Origin of the sequence: Chitinophaga sp. CF418 (assembly GCF_900142925.1) — a bacterium.
In the GTDB taxonomy this organism is placed as follows: domain Bacteria; phylum Bacteroidota; class Bacteroidia; order Chitinophagales; family Chitinophagaceae; genus Chitinophaga.
In genome coordinates, this window is sequence record NZ_FRCN01000010.1 from 46,210 (window position 1) to 70,601 (window position 24,392).

A 24,392-nucleotide genomic window follows, 5' to 3' on the forward strand; every position below is an offset into this window, starting at 1 on the left:
CAACATTACCCTCTTGAAATGCCCAACTTTTTTATTTTGCTTGCCAGGGTCGTAGGCGGGATATTGAGCATTTCTGCGGCTCCACCTACGCCGTATATTTTATTGTTACATTTATCCAGGACAATAATAATATGTTCACGTTCCACTTCTTCAATTGTTTTTATGGATGTTGCGGTTACTGGCTCCGTTATTCTGGGGCTGCTGATCAGGACATGCTGTATGAGATGGCCGTTAGCAAGGACCAGTGAACGTTCGATGCAATTTTCAAGCTCACGGATGTTTCCCGGCCAGTGATAGTTCATCAGATGATGCAGCGCGGATGTGGCAATACCTTCCATCTTTTTCTGATAACGTTCGTTATAAACGCGAATAAAATGATCTACCAGTAAAGGAATATCTTCCAGCCGCTCACGTAAAGGCGGCATCCAAACGGGGAATACATTCAGGCGATAGTAGAGATCCATCCTGAAACGACCTTCTGCCATCTCATGCTCGAGATCCTTATTAGTGGCGGCTACTATCCGTACGTTGACCTTTACAGTGCCCCGGCCTCCTATTCTTTCAATTTCCCGTTCCTGCAGTGCCCGCAGTAGTTTTACCTGTACATCGGGAGGTACATCTCCTATTTCATCGAGGAACAGGGTACCGCCATGTGCCTGTTCAAACTTCCCTATTCTCCGGCTAACTGCGCCGGTAAAAGCGCCTTTCTCATGTCCAAACAACTCTGACTCAATTAGTGAAAAGGGTAATGCCGCGCAGTTCACTTTTACCATTGGCCCATTTCTCCTGGCAGAAAGCAAGTGTATATTCTCTGCGATCTTTTCTTTTCCTGTACCTGTTTCCCCTAATATCAGCACAGATGAGTCTACGGCACTTACCTGTTTGACCATATCCAGTGCTGACAACAGCATCTTACTTCTACCGATAATGCCTGGGAAAACGTCGTTACCTGCATTCAATGTTGCGCCTTTTTTCGGGACCACGGCGATATTGTCCAGACCTGCCATATGCAGTTCCCGGAACACGGTGATGAGCGAGTGCCGAATCCTGTCCAGGAAATGCAACTGTCCCCTGTTGAATGATTTTCCCGGACGGCTATAGAAGTTCAGATAAAATATAAAACCGTTATCTGTCATGAGGGGGCACACCATGTGGGAATCCAGCGCAAAAAGGCGGGCAAAGAGCCGCCTGTCGGAGTATACCCGGATCATCTCAGTAAAAGCACTGTTTGCATAAAAAGAGGGAATGGTTTCGCGGTCTCCATGGAACAGGTACTGGTCTATTTCCTTCTGTTCCAGGCCTGACATGGTACACAACTCTTCTCTTCCCAGTGACTGATATTCACTAAAACCCAGTCTGAGGAAGCCACGCCAAAAGCCCCGGGCATGCGGGCCACCACAGACGCCTATCTCTATAAAATCAAATGGAAGATAGGACTGCAGGACCATCGTGATGGCAAGCAGCTGTTGTTCCGTCCCGGCATTTCCTGCCGCCGTCTGCAATAACTGTTCATGGGCCAGTATTTCCCTTCGCAGCTGCGCTTCGGTACTATTCTGATGGCGCGCCCGCGCTATTTCGAGGGCAACAAGGACATCTTTTTCACGGAAAGGTTTAACCAGGAATCCATATGGACGCGTCAGGCCCGCGGCGTCAATGGTAGCTTTATTGGAATTGGCAGAAAGATAAACGAAAGCCACATTCCGCTCATTCAGCGCAGCAGCAAGCTCTATCCCCGTTACATCACCTTCCAGATAGATATCCAGCAGTACAAGCTTAACGCCCGTTCTGTCAACACTGATAAGCGCCTCTTTTGCGGTTCTGGCGATGCCTACGACATCGTAACCTGCTGTCTGCAGCATTACTTCAAGATCTCTTGCTACCAATAATTCGTCTTCTACTATCAGAATTTTATCACGCATAAGACAGGTTGTTTGTTAATTGTTGTGGTATTTTTTCTCCCCGTAAGGTAAATGACAATGAAATTTCCACGCCATTAGTGCCCTTAATGCTTATTTCAGCGCCTAATTGTTCTGCCATGGTATGAATCAGCATAAATCCAAGGGTATTACTGGTTGTCCAGTTGAACCCTTTGGGAAGACCAGCACCGTCATCTGCGATAAGCAAGTAACATTCTGTAGGGCTTTTTCGCGTGAGCAGTAATGATATACGGCCATGGTCGCGGTCAACGAACGCGTATTTGGTGGCGTTAGTAATGGCTTCGTTGAGTATGAGACCAATGGGAACGGCCTGCGATATATCCATTTCGACAGGCGCTATTGATACATTGAAATGTACAGACGGCGACAGTTGCATGGCTTCATTCATATAAGTGATCAGTTCATTTACATACATATCCATATCTACATACTGCAAAGAGTCTGTCAGATAGAGACGCTGATGGATGAAGGACATGGTGCGCACCCTGTGTTCACTATCTCTGATCGCTTCTATAGCAGCTGCATCCAGAAGAAACTTTGACTGATAATTCAGCAGGCAGGAAATGATCTGAAGGTTAGCTTCCACCCGTTGGTGTACCTGTTTTACCAGCCATTCTTTCTCCCTGATCAGTTGCTGCTGGCTTCCCACCATAGTTTTCAGCGAGCTGTATTGAATGTCGGTCTTCCTCTTTTGTTCTTCCAACAGTATTTCATTCCCCTTTTTCATTCTGTATACGATGAAGCAGATCAGCAACAAGGCACCCAGTGCTATTGTACCGGCCAGCAATACGAAAGTCCTGATCTGACTCTGTTTAAGCTCGGCTTCCTGAAGCTTTTCGCCGGCGCGGAGCACCTCTATATCCTGTGCATTCAGTTTATCGCGGAGTGTCAGGTCGGCATTGAATCCGGCTTCCATAGCGGCAATATGTTTTTCTTTGTCCATCAGCACAATGGAATCAGACAATTTTCTATACCTGTTATAAGTAGCGAACGCCCTTTCCGGTTTATGCTCAGCAGTGTCCAGCGTAAATTCAAGATTATAGACATTATTGAGACCGTAATAAACCTTCTTTTGGATATAGATGTTTTCGGCAAGGCGGATGAAACGTCTGGCAGCGCCGTAATGCCGTCTGGCAATATTATACCTGCTTATTGCTTCATAAGCAGAGGCTGACAGTGAATCATAAGCTTCGTTCTGAAGAACGGTATTCAGCCGATCGCAGTAGCGGGCTGCCGCAGACCATTGATGCTTCCCGCTATATGCATCGAGCAATCGTATCTGGCAGCAGACACTATCAGCAGTGGTCATGCCGATGCGGGCAGAGTCCAGCCGCGTCAGGACTGACAGTGTGCTATCGTACAGACCATTAGCATTAAAAGCCCCGGTAAGACGGAGATACAGACAGACGATGACTCTTCTGTCGTGTTCCGGTTTCAGGTGAAGGGCTTTTGCGTATATAGCAGCGGCACTATCGGCATTATTGGAACGCATCCACGCGTCGCCGGCGGTCACCAGGCTTTCCCGGAGGTGAATGACATCATCTGTCCGGCCGGAAATGGCAGAAGATACATTTCCTTCATGCAGGCGGCTATTAACCGGAACCTGGTAGTTTCTTTCGCTGTTCCGGTAAATTCTCAGCAACAGCATACCTCCGATGATTGTCAACAATGTGACGATGATCAGCATTCGTCTGATCCGTCGTTTTCTTTCCGGCATATATCTTCAAATTTATTACCTGACAAGATTTCGGGCTGACGATAATGGAACCTGATGGTCAGGTTGAAACCCTCCTGTGAATGAATACTGGCAACGGCATTCAGCTGGCGCATCATCATCTGTATCAGGTTAAAACCCAGTGATGTTGCCTTTTCCCAATTAAAGCCAGGCGGCAGACCGGAGCCGTTGTCGGCTATGGTCAATACCATATCACCGTCCCGTTCAAGGTAGAGCAGGATCTCTATTTCCGGTGCCACAGCATCTGCAAATGCATATCTGACGGCATTTGTTACTGCTTCATTGATGATAAGTCCTACAGCGACCACATCTCCTATATCCATCTGTGCGTCAGCGATCTCCACCTGATAAGTGACTGGCCTGGCAGACTCCAATGCGTCTTTGAGATATCTCACAAGTCTTTCCACATAGGTTTCTACATTGACAAACTGCAGTGACTCGTTGCCATAGAGTTGCTGATGGATGAATGACATTGCTCTCACCCTGTTCTGGCTATTGCGGATGGCAGAGCGGGCCGCATCATCCTTCAGGTATTTTGACTGGAAGTTGAGCAGGCTGACAACAATCTGGAGGTTGTTCTTTACCCTGTGATGGACTTCCTTAATCAGCCATTCCTTTTCATCAATGAGTTGCAGCTGGTGATCAACCAACTGCTGCAGGGATATATTTTGTCTGTCCACACTCTCCTTCTGCCATTGGAGTAGCAGCAGTTTTCTTCTCTTTAACTGGTAGATGCGATAGGTTACCCCAGTGAAAGCACATAATAACAATGCTGAGAAAAGCATAATGTCGGTATTGACACTGGCCTGTCGCAAAGCTGTTTCTTTTAGTCTGATGTTCATTTCTATCAGCTCCTTGCGTTGCAGGTTCAATTGTTGCTTCAATTTCAGTTCAGCAACAAACTGTCTCTCCAGTTTCCGTTGCAACTCCTTCCAGTTGACAAAGAAAGAGGAATCCGCCATATGCTTGGCCAATACTGCAGCTGCTATTGCGCCTGTGTAATCACCCATGGACTTATGCAGGTTCGCATCCATCGTGTATAAAGTCAATAGTGCCACCTGGCTCTTGTTCAGTCTGAACACTGTTTCTGTCTCTGCCAGTATAGCCTTTGCTTTTTCCAGTTTTCCCCTTACTAAGTAATATCTGTAGATCACGGAGTATGCAAACTGGGCGGTATTGAGTTTGTCAGGAGGTAACTTTGATACCCTTTTATATAAACTGTTGGCCAGTCGGCCAGCAGTATCGAACTGCTTTAAGTTAATCAATCCGGACAGGCGGTATCTCTCCAGTGTAATATCTTTTATTTCATCCGGGGGATAATGATGCATTTTAAACCTGTTTAACACTGACATCAGCGAGTCCATATAGGAGAGCTTATTATAGGTGTGGGCCAGGTTATAGGTGATCTGAAAAACGGATACAGGATCATTATTTAACTCAGCGATATGTAGTGATTTGTTGTAACAGAGGATAGCACTATCATATTTTTCCAGCCAGTACAAGGCAACGCCAAGCCGGTTATAAATGGTGCACGTCAATGGAGATATCGAATCTCTGGCCTGTAGGGCAATTTCCGCCGCCTTTTTACCATATTCATATCCTTTTGCGTAGTTGCATAGTTGTGTTTCTACACGGTTGAGCAGATCATAGGCACCCTGTACCTCCATAATATGCTCTGATTCATACAGGTTGATCGCCTTCTTCAGCAGGCGCCGGGATTTGAGCAGATCATCGGCCATCATACAAAAATCGGCTACGAGTTGCAGTGTTCTGGCGCATTCGACTCTAAGTCCGTTGAACTCAAAATACTTGGCGGCTTCTTCATAGTAAAAAATCCGGAGGTTTAGTTCATCGTCATTTGTGCTGTATGCATCACCAAGCTGATAACAAGCGCGGGCCAGCATGACAAACATGCGATTTTCACGGAAGATCCGGATAGCTTTATTAGCATACAGCCGGGCACTATCTATTTTACCAAGCAGATTGTATGCCTTTCCGAAATACATACAAGCGCCTCCTGTACCCCTGTTGAAATGAAGTTGCGTACTGAGACTATCTATCCGGCTGCTGATGCTGATAATCCGGAAGGCCTTTACTGTGTCCGGGTCTTTACCATAGTAGATACTATCGGCCATTTTAAGATAGCTGTCGACAATTGTGGTATCTGCAAGCACGCGGGAATACCGGTGCTGATGCGGATAATACAAACATAAAAAAAAGAGTACGCCGGACACCAGGGATACTCCATATACAGTTTTCATACTCATAAGCCGACAGATTTACATAAAGCAACAGGCAGGCATTATACCTGCCTGTTATAAGATCATCTTCTTTTTGCATCGTCTATCATCGCACTCATTTCATTGACGATTACTTCATTACTATCAGAGGAAAAGCCTGTTGTTTCATATCTGATCATGCCTTTAGGGTCGATGATGACCTTCATGGGAAGTCCAGAAACGCCATAGTCCCTTGCCACCTTCCCTCTGCCAAGTGCGGGATCTTTCAGGTCCATCAATACAGTGAACGGGTACCCGTTCTTTTTCAGAAAGGTCTTTACCTGGGCAGTTGCGGTATCTGAGCGTTCGGCGGTATGAACATAAAAGAAAGCGACAGCGGGATCGTCCTTGTATTTATCCATTGTCATTTTCATAGCCGGAAAAGAGCGGATACATGGCAAACACCAGGTGGCCCAGAAATCGAGTACGATCACCTTTCCTCTCAGATCGGAGCGCTTCACTTTGTTCCCTTCGGTATCTGTCAATTCGAAATCGGGCGCTTCATCGTTGAATGCCGCTTTTTCGAGGATAGCTGCAGGGGGCTTATGATAGGTCGTATCAATAACCGGAGCCAGACCATTCGCTACGGAAGCAGCACTGCTCATTCCGATTGCCAGTTTTACGGCAGCAGCTGCGTTAATAATGCCACCACTTACGGACAGGTCAGCAAATGACACTTCTTTTTGTTCATTTTTTATATAGCAGTTTACAGCTGGTCTGGTTGCTGATTGCATCAGAATATCCTTCACCTGTACGGCGGTAAGGCCTGGAAAATAAGCACGGATAAGACCTGCTACACCTGCGGCCACAGGTGCAGCCATACTGGTCCCATCCAAATATTGATATTGATTACCTGGCACCAGTGAGTAAATACCCTGGCCGGGAGCAAAGACATCCACTGTGTGCTTCCCATAATTTGAGAATGAAGCGGCCAGCCCCCGGGCCGCTGCAGACGTTGATGCGCCAACTTCCAACCATGCACTGGCTATACCGCCACCATCCGCATACCGTTTGTTCGGGAAGTTATCGTTGATATCCAGGTTGAGCCCACTGTTTCCGGCGGCATGAATGATCAGTACGTCCTTTTCCATTGCGTATTTTACTGCATCGTCCACTATCTTCTTGTTGTAGCTGAAAGGCTTCCCGAAGCTCATATTGATGACTTTCGCGCCATTATCCACCGCATAACGGATCGCATTTGCAATATCTTTATCACGCTCGTCGCCGTCAGGAACTGCGCGGACAACCATGATCCTGACGTTATCTGCTACGCCGTCTATGCCGATTCCGTTGTTGCGTTCGGCCGCAATGATACCAGCTACGTGAGTACCATGCTTCGCATCCGGCCCTGTCACGTCTGTGATACCATAGTAGTGTTGTGCGGCATCGGCATAGTTATCACCTACAATAGAACGCGGATCAAATTCCAGATTGAGTGTATAGTCAAGCTGTTTACGGAAATAAGCGACGTCCTTATCGATCTCGTCATTTTTAAAGGATGTAAAGTCGCTGTTGCGCCGTTTCATTCCCTGCCGGATCAACGCTTTTACATTGGCTTCTACCGGGCTATTAGGCTCATATGCATTAATATCGCTGATGCTTGGGTTATTTTTCCCGATACGTAGCAACATGGAGTCTATGATCAGTTGCAGATCATGCACATACTTATAACCGCGGCGTGCCACAGTCAGTTCTGCGTCGTATTTTTTGTACAGAGCCTGGTAGGCGGCATATCCGGTAGTATCAGCCGCTTTCGCATTAAACCTTTTTTGACCTTCCCGGACGAGTCGTGTAAGTTCGGTATTGTCTTCCCGCACATTTCCGCGGACGGAGCCTATGAAGCCCCATCCATGGATATCGTCTTTGTATCCGTTTTTATCATCATCTTTTTTATTCCTGTCCTTTTCTTTCAGATTAGTCCAGAGTACATGCCTGATATCAGCATGTGCTGTATCCACACCACTGTCAATCACGGCTATAACCACAGGAGTACTCTTACGTCCCTGCAGGAACATATATGCCTTTGCGGTACTGATACCAAACACGGAGTCTTTAACAGGGTCGAGATGCAACCATCCCGGCTGTTGGGCGCGGAGACCGGATGTGGAAAGCACTACGATTAATACAATCAACCAACATTTCATGGCAAAGTTTTTACGTTTACCGGAGCCTGCCAGTGTATAACAGGCCCCGGGGAGAGGTATGGTTAGTTTTTGATTCCAAGTAATGATTTGATCTGTGCTACGGGATTTTCTGCCATGTTGATGTCACGGGACAGGATGATACCCTCTTTGTCGAGGACTAAAACCTGTGGGAGATAGCCAAAGTTCAGATCATATGCCTTCGCAGTGGCACTGGCTGCTCCGGAACGCATGGACAGACCGTTGAAGTCGATGAGGTTTGTCCAGTTCTGCAGATTATTTTCCTCGATGACATTGTTCCAGTCTTCTTTTGTACCTGCAGTATTATAATAAACGGACAAGAGCGCGACATTATCATTTTTCAGCTGTTTACTGATCTGAAGCATCTGATAGGCAAATGCAGGAAACTGTGCGAAGTCGCGGTACCAGAAACACAATACGACATTTTTACCTTTGAAGGAAGACAGCGTTACCTGTTGTTCTTTTGTGTCGGGCAGTGAAAGATCGATGGCTGGTTTTCCTACCGCCAGCTTTTGAGCAATCGCAATCCTGGCGGCAATTTGTTTACCGCTTGGAGAGTTGCGGATGGCAGCAGAGAAACGATTAAATTCATTTTCCATCGCTGGCAATTCAATGAGCCCCACAGTCTTTCTACGCCACAACGTGAAAGCCACAAAACTTTCAGGATGTTGCTGAATAAATGTCTGTTGTATGGCTTTCCTTTTTTCCCTGAGACTATTCACTTCAGCCCTCACTTCGGCAATACCCGCATCATTACCTGCTGACCTGTATTCCAATTCCATTTGACTGAGCGCATTGCCTCTGTCTCCCAGTATTTTCAGCTCTTTCATGATAGACTGAAAGTCCTCATTAGATGAGCCGCCTTTCACATTAGTTGCCTCAAGATTAGTGTCACCGGTTATAGTGATCTGTGAGGGTTCGATAAAAAACTCCACCTGATCTACTGCTGCCGGTATAGCCCCTGCCATCCCCTGAGCAGCAGGATTTAGCATGATACGCGCATATGTTGGTTCTGCAATCGGGCCATTGAAAGAAAACATACCATTTTTCACTACTGCAGTATCATATTTTGTCAGATGATCCTGCACATCGTGAGCAAGGACTGCTATACCATTAACACTTGTGGCCAGTTTTCCTGTGATGGAAAATTGCTGAGCGCTAAGAGACAAAGAGATACCCACAACGCTTACCGTTGCAATTGCTTTTTTTAATCTGATATTCATTATAATAGCTTTGAAATTGATTAATTAAGGATTATCTGGCATACCTGGATTGAGTGACAGCACGCTGGGAGGAAATTTTAAAACCAGCCTTTCCGGCGCGAGGGTGTAAACAGTACTGGCGGCAGTGGGACTGTACATAATATGCCTATATGTTTTGCCGGCGAACATTGGATCTACCGACAGGCGTCTCATATCAAACCACCGATATCCTTCAATTGCAAACTCTCTTCGTCTTTCATCAATGATAAACCTGATAAGGGCTGACTGATCAGCGGCTACTGCTGGTGGTACGACAGCATCAGCTGCCGGCATTCTGTTCTTACGCAGGTATTCAACATCTTCGATGGCCCCGGACAAGTCGTTTAAACGTGCTTTTGCCTCGGCCCGCAACAGGTAGAGATCCTGCAACTGCATTCCTACTCTGACATATTGCTGGGCATATTTCCATTTCCGGCCATCCGGCAAGGGAGTACCGTTAAAGTAAGATCCGGAAAAGAGTTTCAGTCGCAGATCTGAAGCGGTGAACAATGCTGCTGTCGCCGTATCGAGAGACAGGCCCTCGCTCCCAAATCCTTGTCCTGTTGAAGATCCGCCGGCATGGCTTCTGGCTAATAATGACTCCGTGAAATCGTTATTGTTGATACCTGGATAGTTCGGACCAAAGAAGCCGATAGGCAGAAATGCGCCACCAGGAGCGAAGGCCACGTTGTAGTCGTATAGCCGCACATCACTCCCTGCCAGGTCTTCGAATGCGCTGTTAAATTGAGTGAGCGCTTCATCAAACCTGCCCATAAAGACATACACTTTACCCAGCAGGGCCTTGGCTGCGGGGCGAGACATTCTCGTCTTTACGCGGTGCATACGTGGCAGTGAGGGTATGGCCGCCTGCAGGTCGCTGATAATGAAATCGTAGGATTGCTGTACAGTCCCTCTTTGATAGTCCTGGGTAATATCGGCCTTAGTAATGACCGGAAAACCGGGATCAGTAGCAGCTGATGACGCCTGATAGGGCTTTGCATAAAAATTGACGAGCTGGAAATTGTACCAGGCGCGGTTGGCCATCGCTTCTGCGCGGAGCATACTTTTCAGGCTGTCAGTTCCCTCAGTTGAACCCATTACATCATTAATGACCTTATTACACGTATAAATGCCTGATGTGTATACGCTAAACTCCCAGGCTACATCATTTTGCTGGTACCAGGTAGCTTCCCAGCGGAAGGCGAGCGTAAACCTTGCCGGCAGATTCTGCATGATCTGTTGTTCTCCGGATACGTCGTCACCCAGTAGAATTGTAGGTAATACATTCTCCAGATAATAAAACTTTTTACTGTTCATCATAAGGTCATAATCCGCCGTAGTGGTGGCCAGCAGACTACCTTTGGGAACGATTTCCAGAAAGCTCTTCTTGCAGGAAAACAATCCTGCCAACAACATCAGGTATATTGCTCTTTTCATAAAATTCTTCATTTTAATATGAACTGCTGATCAAAACGTAATATTGGCGCCGAAGCTGTAGCCATGTTTAAATGGCGGCAACTCTCTGGTGCCATTGTACAACACATGATACTCCGGATCGATATCGAAGTCATTTGCTTTCCACACCATAAAGTTGGTCGCCTGCACATAAAGATTCACTGCACTTATTCCGGCTTTCTGTAACAGCTTATTTTGCAGATCATATGAAAAAGTGATGTCCCGTATCTTGATATAAGAGGCACTCACGATGTTCCGGTCTGCCAGGGTGTAATATTCCAGTTTTCTGTTGCTCAATAATGGAGATTCACCGGCTATATACCTGGGTATATCAGTGATGCGTTCATCACCCGGTTGTTTCCAGCGGTCCGGGAAATAGGCATTAAGGTTCCCAAGGAAAGATCCCTGGTTAGCTGTTATCCTGGAATTATATACAGTATTGATGTCTTTCCTCATTACATGTCCCATATTATAAATCATGTTGATAGAAAGAGCGTAATTTTGATACCGGATATTATTTGTCATTCCACCGTTAAAAACGGGGATCTGTGTGCCTTTATAAACAATGTCATCAACTGTTGCAGCAGTTGGCGACTTTGATACAGCGCCATTTTTCAGGTAGATCTGCGGATCACCGGCATTATCAAGCCCGGCATACCGGTATGCGAACAATGGGTTCATGCTGTATCCTACAAAATAGTCAGCTGCAGCAGCCTTGGCGTCAGCTGTATTGGAGAGGTAAGACAATGCAGTAGTGTAGGAGACGAGTTTATTTTTGTTATAGCTAAAGGTCAGGGAGGTGCTCCATTCCCATCTGCCCGCCCTGACGTTGACAGATTGTACACTTAGTTCAATACCCCTGTTGCGGAGATTACCAATATTGCCGGTGGTAGTTCTGAAGCCTGAAAAAGGATTCAGGGATATCAGGCCGGTAAGATCGGTGGTGCTTCTCCAGTAGACGTCCATGGTGGCAGTAAGCCTGGATTTCAGTACTGTCAGATCAATGCCGATGTTCGTATTTTTGGTACTTTCCCAACTCAATTTCCGGTTGGCCGGGGAATTGATCGATACCCCCGCTCCTGCACTAGACAGATTTCCACTTTCACGGACGAGAATATCATAGAAAGACGCACCACCTGCCGGAGGGGCATTTCCGGTGATACCGTAGGTAGCCCTGATCCCTGCCTTATCTATCCAGGTGAGGTTTTTCATGAACGGCTCTTTGCCAATGTCCCATCTGAAACCAATGCTCCAGGTAGGGCGGTTCTGGGTAGATTTGTCGGAACCGATCGCATTGCTCTGGTCCCGGCGTAAGCTTCCATCAACGCTATATTTATCGTTAAACGTATAATTCAGCAGCATAAACAGGGAACTGAACCTGCTACGCTGTTCCACTTCGAAATAAGGAATCTCACTCAACACACTTCTGCCGGAGGCCACAGTATTAAATAAACCTCTGAAAAGCGTCTGATAATCCACCAGCTCACCGGAGAGCAATTCAGGGTTATAGCCAAAGATCTTAGTAGTATTGGTAGAAGCCAATTCTTCCCTTGCCTCCTGTCCTAGCTGGATGTTGATCCTGTCTGCACCATGTCTCAGCGTACCTGTATAAACGAGCTGGTTACGGGATGTCCAGGCCCGCAGATCGTTATTCTGCAACACATAGGTACCACCTGTAACAGGAAGATAGTATATGGGCGTGGAGCTGGCAGTTGGCGCCACGGTGAAATTCAGTGCCTGCCTACGCACATTGTATACATTAAAGTCCTGATAGCCTTTGCTCATACCCGGAGCTACCTGGTAACCGTATGTTCCCAGGAAGGAGATGCCTTTCCATATCTTCAGGCTTACGTCACCAGTGAGGTTAAATGTGCGGGTGGTCCTGTCATCATAACCAGCCAGGCGTTCTGCAAGAGGATTATAGTCAAGATTGATACGGCTTCTTGTCTGATAATCGGTCCGGATAACATCCGACCAGCCCTGGAGATAGTTCAGGTTCAGTACATTGCCTTGCGCATCTTTGAAGAGCTGGTATGGCAGGAATTGATCCCGAACAGCTGCGTTATTGTATGATCTGCTGACATTTTCTGCGAACGCGCCTTTCATGCTGACCTTCAGATTCCTGTTGATATTGAAATCCTGATTGAGTGTAACGCGGTAGGTCCGGTTTTTATCATCCGGGCGATTTGTCAATATGTTAGCGTAAGACAATGAGCCATAAAAGGAATAGTTAGGAGTACCGGCAGATATAGAGACCGTATGGTTACTGGTCGCAGCATTCCGGTACCATAGATCTTTTATCTGTCCAATATTGTTAATGCCGGACAGACTGTCCAGTTTGCGGTTGGCTTCGTCTGCAGATATGACGCCTCTGTACTGGTCGTACATGATCTGTTCGTGTGGGGCTATGACCCCATAACTGAGTGTCTGGTAGGGAAACTGCACCGGATCAAAGAGTTCACGTGCCTGCTGGATATAGTCCCGGGATGAGAGCCATTTGCCATAGGAGAAATCGGGCTTACCAGTTACATTTATGAAGCCGCTGTACCTAACGGTGACCGGAGCATTCCGGGTTCCTGTCTTTGTATTGATTACGATCACCCCGTTAGCAGCCCGTGCTCCCCATATAGATGCAGCTACTGCATCTTTCAGTACGGTAATATCCGCAATATCATCAGGGTTGAGTGCACTGACATCTTCTACCGGCAATCCGTTCAATACATATAGTGGGTTGGTAGACAGGCCGACGCTTCCCTTTCCTCTTATAGTAGCCATCTGGGTAGTCCCTCTTGCGCCGAAATTACCTGAAGACATAAGACCATTTGGACCGGGCGTAACACTGAGGCCGGCAACCAGTCCTTCGAGCCTGTTCATGACATCCAGGGTACCTGTACGTTTAGTGAATACCTGCATATCCGGTTTGGCAAATGAACCTGCCGCGCGTTCCTTATTTAACTGCTGGTAACCATTTGACACGATAGTAGCTCCCGTCAGGGTCGTATTGGCCAGCTTCATTCCTATCTTAAGTTCAAAATTGGCGGAGGTTTTCATGATTGCCGTAATTTTGATATCGCGGATTTCATACCCTACAAAACTGACGCGGAGTATTTCTCCAACCATCACCGGCAAAGTGAAAGTACCATGGGCACCGCTCCGGGTTGACCGCTGCGTGTCCGGTACGCGTATAGTTGCGCCATCGAGGGGCAATCCCCTGGCATCTATTATCTGACCATTAAGCAGGAACATTGCCTGCTCTTGCTTATCGGGTTCTGATTCAGCAGGAATACCGGTAGCTGTAGTACCGGATAAGATGATGCTTTTATTAACGATGCGGTAAGTGATCTGCTGATCTTTGAGCAACAGGTCTATGAAAGCGGTCAGCGGCATATCGTGCGCATCGACAGTGACAGGTCTGGCACTGGTAATGAGGTTTGCCTGTGCAAACACAGCATAACCCGTTTGTTTTTTAATAGCAGCAAATGCCTCCTTTATGGACATGTTCCTGCCGGAAAAAGAAACAGTTTGCGACATGACGCTGGCATGTAGCTGTAGAAAAAAGACTGTCAAAAGAAAAAAAGTTAGTTTCATTACTAACAACATTTGGTTAAATGTTCCGGCTCTTGCCCTGTTTATAACAGGCATAAGAATGCGCATCCGGAACCGGTTTGCACTTTTTTGCATAAATTGCAAATGGTTTGGTTGTTAAGAAATTGGTTGATTGACCATTTGGACATACTGAACTTCACCGTTACGGCTCGTACCCGTAGCGGTTTTTTTTGTCCCCCTGTATTTAAAGCGGCATAGTCTTTACTTTTTCACAGACAATTTATTCCCTTCTATTTTCAGTTGCAGCCCTGTATAACTCAATGCTTTTATCATATCGTTCAATGTCATGTTCCTTGGTAGTTCACCGTAGAACGCCAGGTTGGCTAAGCTGTTGTCGTATGTTGCTTCTATATCATACCATCGTTCCAGCTGCTTCAGCACTTCTTCCAGTCTGAGGCCATCGAAATTAAAGTATCCGTTCTTCCAGGATATCACCTTATCAGTATCTACTGCGGTGTTCAGCTGAATGCCTGGTTTTTCTGATGAAACAGCGGCCTGTTGTCCGGGTTTCAATGGCTGGCTGCCGGCTCCCTGGCTACTCACTTTTATGGCACCTGTCAGCAAAGTGGTCACAGTATTTTTTTCGTCCTTATATGCCTTTACGTTAAAGCTGGTGCCGAGTACCTGAATGGCCACCTTGTTATCTGCATCCACTACGAACGGGTGTTTATCATCTTTTGTCACTTCAAAATAGACTTCACCAGTAATAGCTACGCTTCTCTTGTCTCCGAAGACGGTGGGAAAGCTGATTGAACTGGCAGCATTGAGCCATGCTTCGGAGCCATCAGGCAATATGAGATGAAACTGCCGTCCGCGCGGAGTAGAAATGGTATTCTGCACGGGCTTTAAAGCAGCGCTCCTATCATATACCAGGCTTCCCTGGCCATTCTTTGTAGCCTTAACGCCGTTCTGGTCGGCGACAAGGCCATTTTTCAGGCTGTCCAGTACAATCTGGCTTCCGTCGGCCAGGGTGAGGATGGCGCCTTCGTGGCCCGGTTGTATCACCATGTCTTTTACTGTGGCAGCCACCGGCTGCTGCCGGCCGGCCAGGTATTGTTGCAGTATCCATCCGCTGCCGGCCAGCAGGCACAGTATGGCCGCAGCCCACCACCAGCGGTAGAAACCAATCCTGCCGGATTTCGGCTGTATCCCGGTACCAGGTACGACGGCCAGCACATTTTGTGTGATGCCTGCCCAGTAGGCGGTATCCCTCGGAGGCAACTGCACCTCTCCACGTGTGATACGGTCAAGTATCTCACTAACCCTGAGGGTAAGCTGCCCTTCCTGGTCCTGTAGCAACATTGCCCGCAATTCTTCAATTTCGGCGGCAGTCGCGGTATTCTGTGCCGCCCTGCTCACCAGGTATTCCAGTCTTTCTGAGACTTCCATCAGATAATATTTGAATAAGCAGAACTGCCTTCTATAGTACATACTACCCGAACAGAGAGTTTAGTACTATCGACAGGAAAAATTTTTTCAGGAAAAGGAAATCAGGAGAATAGCCACAGGTATCACTACATCTTGTTGCTTCAAATGTTCACGAATCTGTTTCAGGGCTTTTGTAAGTGTATTTTTTACAGTTTGCGGGGATACACCGAGTATCGAAGCGATCTCGTCTATCTTCAACTGCTGGTTCCGGCTAAGCTGGAAGATACGTTTTGTCTGAGGGGCGAGGTGTTCGATGGCTTCATCGATCAACCTTTTCGTTTCATTAAATAAAGTCTGTTCTTCCACCTGATTTCCAGCGGACAGTGACTCCGGTGGCAGGTCATCCATTACGACCTCATTTTTCTGCACCTGATTGTTACGCAGCCAGGTATAGCTGCGATAGTAGGCAATCTTGAGTATCCAGGTACGCGGGTCATCCAAACCGGCGAGTTTATCACGTCCAAGCCAGATCTGAAGGAAGACATCCTGCATGATATCCCGCAGGGGGCCCTGGTTACGGATGGCACGAAATACAGCCTGTTCAAGCTGAGGACCATATAATTCGACTAATTTTCCAAAGGCGGACTCGTCACCTTCAGCAACCCGATTAAATATATTCTTTTCTGTATATGATATTGAATGCAGCAATTAACGCTCCGATCTGTTTATTTAAGTAGTGGTGGGTCGAAAATACGAATTATAAATAATGATTTCACTATTTCTGCTAAGGTTAAACCGTAGGCAAAGGTTTGACTAGGCACGAAAAACTGATAATAATTACCTTAGAAAAGGAACTATCTATATTGGTAATCCTTTATCCTTTCTCCATGCCTGTTCTGCAACCTGATTGAATACGGGCATCCCGGCTTTCGCTGCTTCGCGAATAAGATGTAAGTCAACAAAGGGGCCACCTCTGTCGAGTACACCGTGATGAAAAAGTTCTGGTTGGTCGCCATCCAGGAAATCGGGCTTTGTTGGCCAGCCGTTACCGCACATGATCAGGGCATCGATTTGTTTTGACGCTTTTGCCGGCGTATGCGGATCGAGCAATACACCGCGTGCCGTGAGGGTTCCGGTCACATCGAGACTCGCTCCCCCATCGCCCCAGGTGCCTATAACAAAACCCTCCAGTGTGGTATCGTCTTCAATTGCCAGGCGCGCACTGCCTGAGAAGAAAAGATTACCGGCCTTCAATTTCCCCAAAACCACCAGTGTGCTCACGCGCTCTTCAGGCGTTTTACAAATAAGGGTTCCTTTTATTTTCACATCTCCATCGATGATGATCGCCCAGGGATCTTCGTCGAGGATGAAATCACCGTCAATCTGCAATGGCCCTGTTATATGTCTGAGTGAAACCTGCTCATCATTCAGTGATGCAGTTTCTGCAAACCAGTCCCACCAGTATTGTTCACCGTATTGCTTTTTTAATTCATCCATAGATGTTCGTGTACCAAAAGTCTGTTCCTTTTCCATTATTCAAATATTGAGTTTATTCTTTTCCATTGTATACCATCAAATGGGAACCAGTCTCTTACTCCTACCGAGAGCAGGATGCCAGTACCCAGCGCCAGTTTGCTACAGGTATTTTGAAAAACGCATCCCTGCTTACGGCCATTTTTTAATTGGTATTTTTAATGACAGATTCGCTCCTCATTATTTTTCTTAGCGCTTTGTCCAAATCAAGTTCATCTTTTGTTATAACCGCATCTATGAAATCCTCATCTTTCAGATTCGGTTGTAAGGGACCGCGCGGTGCAGCGGCATGTGTGGTATACATGAATCCAGCAGTTACCTTACCCTGAATGTAAAAGCTGTGATGGTATTCAATGATAAGGGTTGCTTTTAGATCTCCGCCTACATGCAGACTATAATCATATGTAGAATCGGCAATGATGGCATTTTGCACAATAAGGTTGCCAGCAATACAGATCTGCGAAAATGTAAACAGGTTTTGTACGGTAACATTACCCAGGGCCAGCATCAACGATATATTCACTTCCAGCGCATCTTCAAGTATGCCGGTAACAGTCAGGTTTCCATTGACTATTACAATATCGTCTTTTATTGCCAGATAGGACAAAGTAACATCGCCTTCGTACAAAATGATCTTTGACGATTCATCTTCTACAAACTCGGCGAATGCATCCAAATGGGTTTGCATGGCCTCTCTCATCTCCGGATCAGGGAGCGCATTAATGAACTGACTGGCTTCTTCCAGTGTAATGTTTCTAAAATCGTTCATATCCGGTAGTTTAAATAAATCCGGGCAGGGTAACCCATTTCGTTTCATCACTCGTCAAAGATACCTGGCTAGTGCCAAAAGACCAAAGCATGCCATCCCCCACATGCAAGTGCCCAAAACTGCTGACGCCATTCATTTTTCCAGCGGACCACCCCATTTGGCGACAGCCGGTTGAATATATGTTTTATCACCGATGGACCTGGATGCCTACATTGCGAAATTAAGTTGAGCTTGTTACATCCAGGCAAAAAATGAAGAGGTCTTTGGGGTGATACAAATAATGGATGTTGTATTCATGTAGAATCCCAATGGAAAAGCAGATCCTGAAAATTGAGCTCTTCAAGGTCTTTTCGCTTAATAAAGAATTGTGCGCTTCCCAGGTCTCCCCAACTCAGGCGTTCATAATCCTGAAACTGCACTAATAAAAGACTATCCTTCCATTCAGGTAATGTCCCCCTGGGATCCTGGCCATTCTGGGAAAAGTGATAGCCACCTATTTTATTTCTTCCATATCCATATCCCATTACTTCTTTCTCCTGCCGGGAAAAACGATAGTCCGTAATGGCTGAGTAATCCTTCCAAAAGCGCTCATCTTTGGATGTATCAGCATACGGCAGTAGCTGGTCGAAACGAAAATCTGAATAAGTCATATATTCCACATCCTTTTGAAAGGAAATGGAATGCTCCTGTACCCTGTATGCATCTAGTGAGTTATTAAAATTGGAGAACAAGAGCTCATCTTTCCGGATCACTTTGGGATGATAAATAGCCAGTAAATGTCTTTCCAGGTAATGCCAGTGACGATCATCTACAAAAAGTTGTAATATTCCGGTACGCGGGAAGGATGGCAAGGGTGGCATCTCCTCAAAGTTGATCTGTATTAGCAACATCAGTTCTCTTCCTGTTTTTGGGTGCTTTGGCCAGGGTGTATAATTCACCGTATCAGGGTAAGGAACATAAAAATAATCCGGTGGATAATCATTGGGGAAATAAGGTTCCCCTCCTATTTTACTTTGATACAGGGTCGTCTTTTCTTCCTTGAATGACATCAGTACAGCAGGGATAGCTGTTGATTCAATTATCTTCTGATATGGTTGAAGTGATTCTGGGAACATGCTGAAATTGTTTGGTTTAGGAATATCAAATAGCTTTGTATTGTTTCATTTTTATCCCCAAAAATATATCCAACCAGCCAAACATTTGAACACGAGGAGATTACAAATGATCTACATACCTGTTAAATACTATATACCAATACTTTACATGTATATAAAGCCGCTATACTACCGGCCACCTACATATAATGGGCGCTTCATAACAGATTAAATTATCAATCGCTATAAACCAGCCGGACCACGACTATTATAATCATTTAGTTTAGCCGGTTTTGTATTATTAGGTAAGACTACTGCCTGTGAGATGTTTGTCACCTTAAATCAGTTATATTTACGACATTAATTAGCCTCATACATTGTATCTATGAAATATGCATTTATTGCAGCATTGCTGTTTACCCATATCTGCACTTCTGCGCAAACGCCTGCGGAAGGCGAGGCAGCCGGTAATGAGAAAGTGAAGGTCATACGGTTGGATGCTAAGCGTTACCGTGCCAAAGGGGAACTGTTACTCCGTTTATCGGGCATCAAGGTGATCCCATTATGTGCCGATACCAGTCAGCTGGGATTTGTTCAGGTAGGCATAACGAACAGGAAGATACGTGCAGTACCTGACAAGCCTTATACCCCCTATCTCCAGGATTTTGTAAACACGATATTGGGCGGGGTGTATGTACCATCCGGCAGGCAGATGTTGTGGGTAATAAAAGACCTGCGCATTAATGAAACCACGGAAACGATGAGCGAACATGCTTTTGTGCGGTTAAAAGCGGACGCATATGTACCCGCAGACAACAGCGAACAACCCACCTACCGCCTGCTGAAGGCTTTTGACACTGTGCTGATAAAGGGCGGTATGGATGTTACCGGTAAACACGACAAGAACATCGCACAGGCTATACAACTGTTCTATCTTGCCTGTGAAGACGCGGCAGGCGCTTATTCTTCCGGAACGTCCATGACGGAGGCTGCTATTATAGACAATATCCTGCAGCCATTTAAGGCGCCTATTTACCAGGATACGGCTTATAAGAAAGGCATATATTTTACTTACCAGGAGTTCCTCGCAAATGCACCTGCTATCTCTGATTTTGAGATAGAGGCCAAAACACGGAAGAAAATATTGGTGTATACTACCGGGTCTGATAATATTCGTAAAGAAGTGCGCCACATGTGGGGAGTATCCTATAAGGGGGAGCTGTATAAGTATGATGCTGGGGAACTGATACCAATAGAACGGAAAGGTAATGCGTTTGTGCTGTCCAAATACATGGATGATATTAACAGGAGGAATAAGTCCATTTTCTGGGGGTCGGTTGCATTCGGAATAGTAGGCGGTGGAATTGCGTATACGTCTACCGGTGTACATACAGCGACGGCAATACCGGAAATTATGGGTTTTGGGCCGGAGGCAACGGCGGTGGATGTGGAGAGCGGGGATTTGGTGTTTTAATGGAAGAGATAAAAATTGAGGGGCAATCCTTTGAAAATGACATATCTTTCAACATGCACCAAGAATTTGAACCTCCTGAGGAGCTACGGGATGCCATAAAATGCTTTTGGTACGACAGTAGAGACTTCGGAGAACTACAGTCGAGTTTTGAGGTATTACCTGATGGTTACGCCGAAATTATTTTTCACTTCGGAAGCGGCTGTAGTATTTCTTACAATGAAGGCCTGCAGCCATTGCCATCACCGTTTATGGTCGGGCTACTCAATCAGCCTGTTATCTTTTACACGAAAAACCGTTTAGAGATCATTGGTATCAGGTGTTTCCCCTGGACTGTGTTCGATTTACTCGGACTGCCATCAGGTAAAGACCGCGTGCACATATTTGAGCATCCTATAGCCCAGCTTCATTCCACCTTGAATAAGTGGATTGAGGCTGGTAAGATAGATGAAGCGCTGGCCGGGGTAAAACAGTATTTCCTGCATGCACGGTCGCAGATTGCTGTAGACAGTATGCTATTCAAAGCGGGAGTTGCTATGACAAAGGCGAATGGCAGCATGCCGGTAAGCCTGGTGGCGGCGGCGGCTCATGCAACGGTTCGCACACTGGAAAGGAACTTCAAGCAATCTTCCGGCTATACTGTCAAAGACGTATCAGGCCTGATGCGCTTTGAGAAGGTACGAAATCAATTATGGCTTCATCCGGATTCCAACATTGCCGGCTTGGCCCATGAACTGGGCTATACGGACCAATCCCACCTAAGCAGGGAATTCAAACGCTACAGCGGCACTACCCCAGCGGCATTCGCGCGAAAAGCAAAGAAAGCACAACAGGCTGTAAGCAACGATTTTGTCGCATTTATACAAGACTAAGGCAGAAGCATTCCGGAATTTTGTGCTTCAATTAGTCTATATGAATGCTACACTTGAAAGCAAGAAATCCGCAGAAAATCATTCTATTTATGATGTAATCATTTCCGGAGCAGGGCCTGTAGGCCTATTCCTCGCCTGTGAACTGGCCCTGGCCCAATGTTCAGTCCTAATACTGGAAAAGGCAGAAAATCCTCACTCGCCATTGAAGCAACTTCCTTTTGGGATACGGGGCCTCTCGGCGCCTACTATTGAAGCCCTTTACCGCCGTGGGTTACTCAGTGAACTTGAAGTACCGAAGCGTCTTAAAAATCCCCACACTACTACCGTAAAAGGACCTCACCGGCAGGTAGGCCACTTCGCCGGTATTCCCTTTCATGACAGCGATATTGATACCTCACAGTGGAAGTATCGCCTGTCAGGTTCGACCGATACCAGTTTGATAGCTGAAATGGAGGAGCTTGAAACAGTACTGACCCGACGTGCAACAGCCCTGGGCGTAACAATCAAGCGCGGGCTTTCCATTACAGACTTCCATCAAACCACCGACGGAGTGACCGTGCTGTCAGGTGACCAATCTTTTAAAAGTCAATGGCTCGTGGGGTGCGATGGAAGCCGTAGCGTTGTCCGCAAGTTGGGCGGTTTTGAATTTGCTGGTACGGAGCCGGAATTTACCGGCTACTCTACTAAGCTTGACATTGCTGATCCGGAGAAACTTAGTCCAGGCCGCAACCTGACACCAACAGGTATGTACCTCCAATCCCAGCCAGGTTATGTGATAATCCAGGATTTTGATGGCGGGGCGTTTCATAGTGCAGAAAAGCCGATCACGCTTGAACACGTGCAGGAGGTTTTACGCCGCATCTCGAACACCGACGTTACTATCAGCGCCCTGCATATCGCAACCACATGGGCTGACCGTGCACGGCAAGCCACCACCTATCGTAAGGGACGGATACTTTTAGCTGGCGATGCTGCGCATATTCATTCGCCGCTGGGAGGCCAGGGGCTTAATCTTGGACTGGGCGATGCCATGAACCTGGGTTGGAAGCTCGCTGCCACTATCCAAGGCAAAGCGCCGGAAGGCTTGTTGGACAGTTATCATACTGAACGACATCCCATTGGTGCACAGGTGCTGGATTGGTCAAGGGCTCAGGTTACAATCATGAAGCCAGATCCACATGCCCGCGCGCTGAATGCAATTGTCCGCGACCTTATGAATACCCAGGATGGCGCTACCTATATTGCAGGAAGGGTGTGGGGCATTTTCACACATTATGATCTCGGTGGCGACCACCATCTGGTAGGCTATAGCGTTCCTAACTTTGAGTTCGAAGACGGTGCAAGCATTGGCGAGTTAATGCAGGATGGCCAGGGAATACTACTTGATTTTGATATGAATTCCTCACTTAAAACACTGGCGAGTGAATATGGCGACCGAATCAAGTATGTTTCAGGCAGCGAAAAAGACCGATTAGGTATAAGCGCCGCACTGATACGCCCCGATGGGATCATCGCCTGGGCTTCCGACAAGGCCCCGGATTACAGCGAACTTCAAAAGGCTGCTGATCGCTGGTTTGTTTGACCATACACAGGCGGCTTCCCCACTCAATTATGAGTAGAGGAAGCCGTTATTGTGCGATTTGATTCAGGATGCATGCCGTGAAAGATGCATTAGCTATTTAGCCGCAATGACACTGATCTCGATATCGCGCCTCTTATTGACCTATTCCACTTGTTGTATAATTTATCGGAAACCAGCCATATCCTTTCTCCCGCTTACGTATGTGACCTATACCAGGAAAGGATACATGGTCTGCAGCTATCCAGTATTTTCCTTTTGCTGCATCCTCATATGCCTTCTTCCGCGCCTGCGCTGCCGCTGCCGGATCAACGTCATACACAATCGTCACATCAGGGTCTGCAAACTGTACAGCGGCTGAATGCATGATGTCGCCCCAGAACAGTATTTTCTCCCTTTTGCTGTTTACCTGGTAAAAGCTGTGCCCAGGCGTATGGCCGGCGCTGGCAACAGGAAGAATACCCGGGAACAGTTCTTTTCCATATTCATAAGTTTTCACCTTTCCTGCTTTAACATATGGCAGCATCTTGAGTCGTGCCTGATCGAAATACGGTTTCAACCTGGCTGGGGCCTTTGCGTAGCTCTCATCACTCAGCCAATAATCTGCCTCCTTCTTGCTAACATAAATATCTGCATTCGGAAACACCATTTTATCGCCATCCATTAAGCCACCGGTATGGTCGGTATGAATATGGGTTACCAGTACTGCATCAATCTGTTCAGGTTTATACCCTGCACGGATCATATTCCTGGGAAGGTGGCCAAGTGTAGGACCGTATAACGCTGAGGTACCCGCATCCACCAGTATAAGCTTACCATTAGTCTTGATCAGATAAGCATTCACAGAAGCCTCTGCAATTGGCGTTTGAAAGTTTAGTTCGGTTAGCTTTTTTATTTCTCCCGGTTGGGTATTGGTCAACAATTTATTCAGATCCTGAGGGATGCTTCCGTCAGAGAATGCAATTATCCCGACGTCACCCAGCATCATATGATAGCTGCCCGGTTGAGGTAATACCTTTGCTGTATCCTGTGCAAAAGTAACCGGCACATAGTACAGTGCCACTCCCATCATAATACAAAACGAAAGAATTAACTTCGGAAGAAAACGATTAAAAAGAAAGTTTGTGTTTGTCATTTTTGAATATTTTTGGATATATTTTGATTAGATCATTGTCTTCCTGACAGGCCTCACTTAGGAAGACTTCTTAAAGCGGATACAAAGCTATGCCGATGGTGCATTTTAGACAAGTACGTACTTCATTATAGCATAGGGTTAAAATTAGCCCTATAC

Annotated in this window: 16 protein-coding genes; 3 read left to right on the forward strand and 13 right to left on the reverse strand. The window is 46.5% G+C overall.

Annotated features, from left to right (window positions below):
- Window positions 1-5: 5 nt before the first annotated feature.
- The 12 genes from F3I09_RS21325 to F3I09_RS21380 form a co-directional block, all read right to left on the reverse strand.
- Complete coding sequence (locus F3I09_RS21325) at window positions 6-1,919, reverse strand: sigma 54-interacting response regulator (protein ID WP_149697078.1); 1,914 nt, start codon at window positions 1,917-1,919, stop codon at window positions 6-8.
- On the reverse strand, window positions 1,912-3,654 hold the full coding sequence (locus F3I09_RS21330; protein ID WP_149697079.1) for a sensor histidine kinase: 1,743 nt from the start codon (window positions 3,652-3,654) through the stop codon (window positions 1,912-1,914). The genes F3I09_RS21325 and F3I09_RS21330 overlap by 8 nt, the downstream gene beginning before the upstream one ends.
- Window positions 3,618-5,939, reverse strand: coding sequence for a histidine kinase dimerization/phosphoacceptor domain -containing protein (locus tag F3I09_RS21335; RefSeq protein WP_149697080.1), 2,322 nt, complete (start codon window positions 5,937-5,939; stop codon window positions 3,618-3,620). The genes F3I09_RS21330 and F3I09_RS21335 overlap by 37 nt, the downstream gene beginning before the upstream one ends.
- Before the next feature lie 56 nt (window positions 5,940-5,995).
- The gene (locus F3I09_RS21340; protein ID WP_149697081.1) at window positions 5,996-8,095 is read right to left on the reverse strand and encodes a S8 family serine peptidase; all 2,100 of its coding nucleotides are present in this window, start codon (window positions 8,093-8,095) and stop codon (window positions 5,996-5,998) included.
- 62 nt (window positions 8,096-8,157) lie between these two features.
- Complete coding sequence (locus F3I09_RS21345) at window positions 8,158-9,336, reverse strand: DUF4369 domain-containing protein (RefSeq protein WP_149697082.1); 1,179 nt, start codon at window positions 9,334-9,336, stop codon at window positions 8,158-8,160.
- A gap of 24 nt (window positions 9,337-9,360) precedes the next feature.
- A complete protein-coding gene (locus tag F3I09_RS21350; protein ID WP_149697083.1) occupies window positions 9,361-10,791 on the reverse strand; it encodes a RagB/SusD family nutrient uptake outer membrane protein in 1,431 nt (476 codons plus the stop codon).
- Between the two features lie 30 nt (window positions 10,792-10,821).
- Entirely contained in the window at window positions 10,822-14,340 is a 3,519-nt protein-coding gene (locus F3I09_RS21355; RefSeq protein WP_188133905.1) for a SusC/RagA family TonB-linked outer membrane protein, read from the reverse strand.
- Between the two features lie 276 nt (window positions 14,341-14,616).
- Window positions 14,617-15,804, reverse strand: a complete 1,188-nt coding sequence (locus F3I09_RS21360) for a FecR family protein (protein ID WP_188133906.1) — start codon at window positions 15,802-15,804, stop codon at window positions 14,617-14,619.
- 87 nt (window positions 15,805-15,891) lie between these two features.
- Window positions 15,892-16,491, reverse strand: coding sequence for an RNA polymerase sigma factor (locus tag F3I09_RS21365; RefSeq protein WP_149697086.1), 600 nt, complete (start codon window positions 16,489-16,491; stop codon window positions 15,892-15,894).
- 150 nt (window positions 16,492-16,641) lie between these two features.
- Window positions 16,642-17,316: a hypothetical protein gene (locus F3I09_RS21370; protein ID WP_149697087.1), complete on the reverse strand. Its 675-nt coding sequence runs from the start codon at window positions 17,314-17,316 to the stop codon at window positions 16,642-16,644.
- 145 nt (window positions 17,317-17,461) lie between these two features.
- Window positions 17,462-18,085, reverse strand: a complete 624-nt coding sequence (locus tag F3I09_RS21375) for a hypothetical protein (protein WP_149697088.1) — start codon at window positions 18,083-18,085, stop codon at window positions 17,462-17,464.
- A 293-nt stretch (window positions 18,086-18,378) separates the two neighbouring features.
- A complete protein-coding gene (locus tag F3I09_RS21380; protein ID WP_149697089.1) occupies window positions 18,379-19,200 on the reverse strand; it encodes a YwqG family protein in 822 nt (273 codons plus the stop codon).
- Window positions 19,201-19,564: 364 nt separating this feature from the next.
- Here F3I09_RS21380 and F3I09_RS21385 point away from each other — a divergent pair, with 364 nt between their 5' ends.
- From F3I09_RS21385 to F3I09_RS21395, 3 genes are read left to right on the forward strand one after another with little or no spacing between them, the layout of a single operon-like run.
- A complete protein-coding gene (locus F3I09_RS21385; RefSeq protein WP_149697090.1) occupies window positions 19,565-20,653 on the forward strand; it encodes a hypothetical protein in 1,089 nt (362 codons plus the stop codon).
- 53 nt (window positions 20,654-20,706) lie between these two features.
- Window positions 20,707-21,522, forward strand: a complete 816-nt coding sequence (locus F3I09_RS21390; protein WP_149697091.1) for a helix-turn-helix domain-containing protein — start codon at window positions 20,707-20,709, stop codon at window positions 21,520-21,522.
- Window positions 21,523-21,562: 40 nt separating this feature from the next.
- On the forward strand, window positions 21,563-23,104 hold the full coding sequence (locus tag F3I09_RS21395; protein WP_149697092.1) for an FAD-dependent monooxygenase: 1,542 nt from the start codon (window positions 21,563-21,565) through the stop codon (window positions 23,102-23,104).
- Between the two features lie 133 nt (window positions 23,105-23,237).
- Here F3I09_RS21395 and F3I09_RS21400 read toward each other — a convergent pair whose 3' ends face one another.
- Entirely contained in the window at window positions 23,238-24,236 is a 999-nt protein-coding gene (locus tag F3I09_RS21400; protein WP_223233328.1) for an MBL fold metallo-hydrolase, read from the reverse strand.
- Window positions 24,237-24,392 lie beyond the last annotated feature (156 nt).

Coding starts and splice junctions, on each gene's coding strand:
- F3I09_RS21330 (WP_149697079.1), bottom strand. CDS start 3,654: ATGCCGGAAAGAAAACGACGGATCAGACGAATGCTGATCATCGTCACA.
- F3I09_RS21380 (WP_149697089.1), bottom strand. CDS start 19,200: ATGTTCCCAGAATCACTTCAACCATATCAGAAGATAATTGAATCAACA.
- F3I09_RS21390 (WP_149697091.1), top strand. CDS start 20,707: ATGCACCAAGAATTTGAACCTCCTGAGGAGCTACGGGATGCCATAAAA.
- F3I09_RS21340 (WP_149697081.1), bottom strand. CDS start 8,095: ATGAAATGTTGGTTGATTGTATTAATCGTAGTGCTTTCCACATCCGGT.
- F3I09_RS21345 (WP_149697082.1), bottom strand. CDS start 9,336: ATGAATATCAGATTAAAAAAAGCAATTGCAACGGTAAGCGTTGTGGGT.
- F3I09_RS21350 (WP_149697083.1), bottom strand. CDS start 10,791: ATGAAAAGAGCAATATACCTGATGTTGTTGGCAGGATTGTTTTCCTGC.
- F3I09_RS21400 (WP_223233328.1), bottom strand. CDS start 24,236: ATGACAAACACAAACTTTCTTTTTAATCGTTTTCTTCCGAAGTTAATT.
- F3I09_RS21385 (WP_149697090.1), top strand. CDS start 19,565: ATGAAATATGCATTTATTGCAGCATTGCTGTTTACCCATATCTGCACT.
- F3I09_RS21370 (WP_149697087.1), bottom strand. CDS start 17,316: ATGGAAAAGGAACAGACTTTTGGTACACGAACATCTATGGATGAATTA.
- F3I09_RS21355 (WP_188133905.1), bottom strand. CDS start 14,340: ATGTCGCAAACTGTTTCTTTTTCCGGCAGGAACATGTCCATAAAGGAG.
- F3I09_RS21325 (WP_149697078.1), bottom strand. CDS start 1,919: ATGCGTGATAAAATTCTGATAGTAGAAGACGAATTATTGGTAGCAAGA.
- F3I09_RS21360 (WP_188133906.1), bottom strand. CDS start 15,804: ATGGAAGTCTCAGAAAGACTGGAATACCTGGTGAGCAGGGCGGCACAG.
- F3I09_RS21375 (WP_149697088.1), bottom strand. CDS start 18,085: ATGAACGATTTTAGAAACATTACACTGGAAGAAGCCAGTCAGTTCATT.
- F3I09_RS21395 (WP_149697092.1), top strand. CDS start 21,563: ATGAATGCTACACTTGAAAGCAAGAAATCCGCAGAAAATCATTCTATT.
- F3I09_RS21335 (WP_149697080.1), bottom strand. CDS start 5,939: ATGAGTATGAAAACTGTATATGGAGTATCCCTGGTGTCCGGCGTACTC.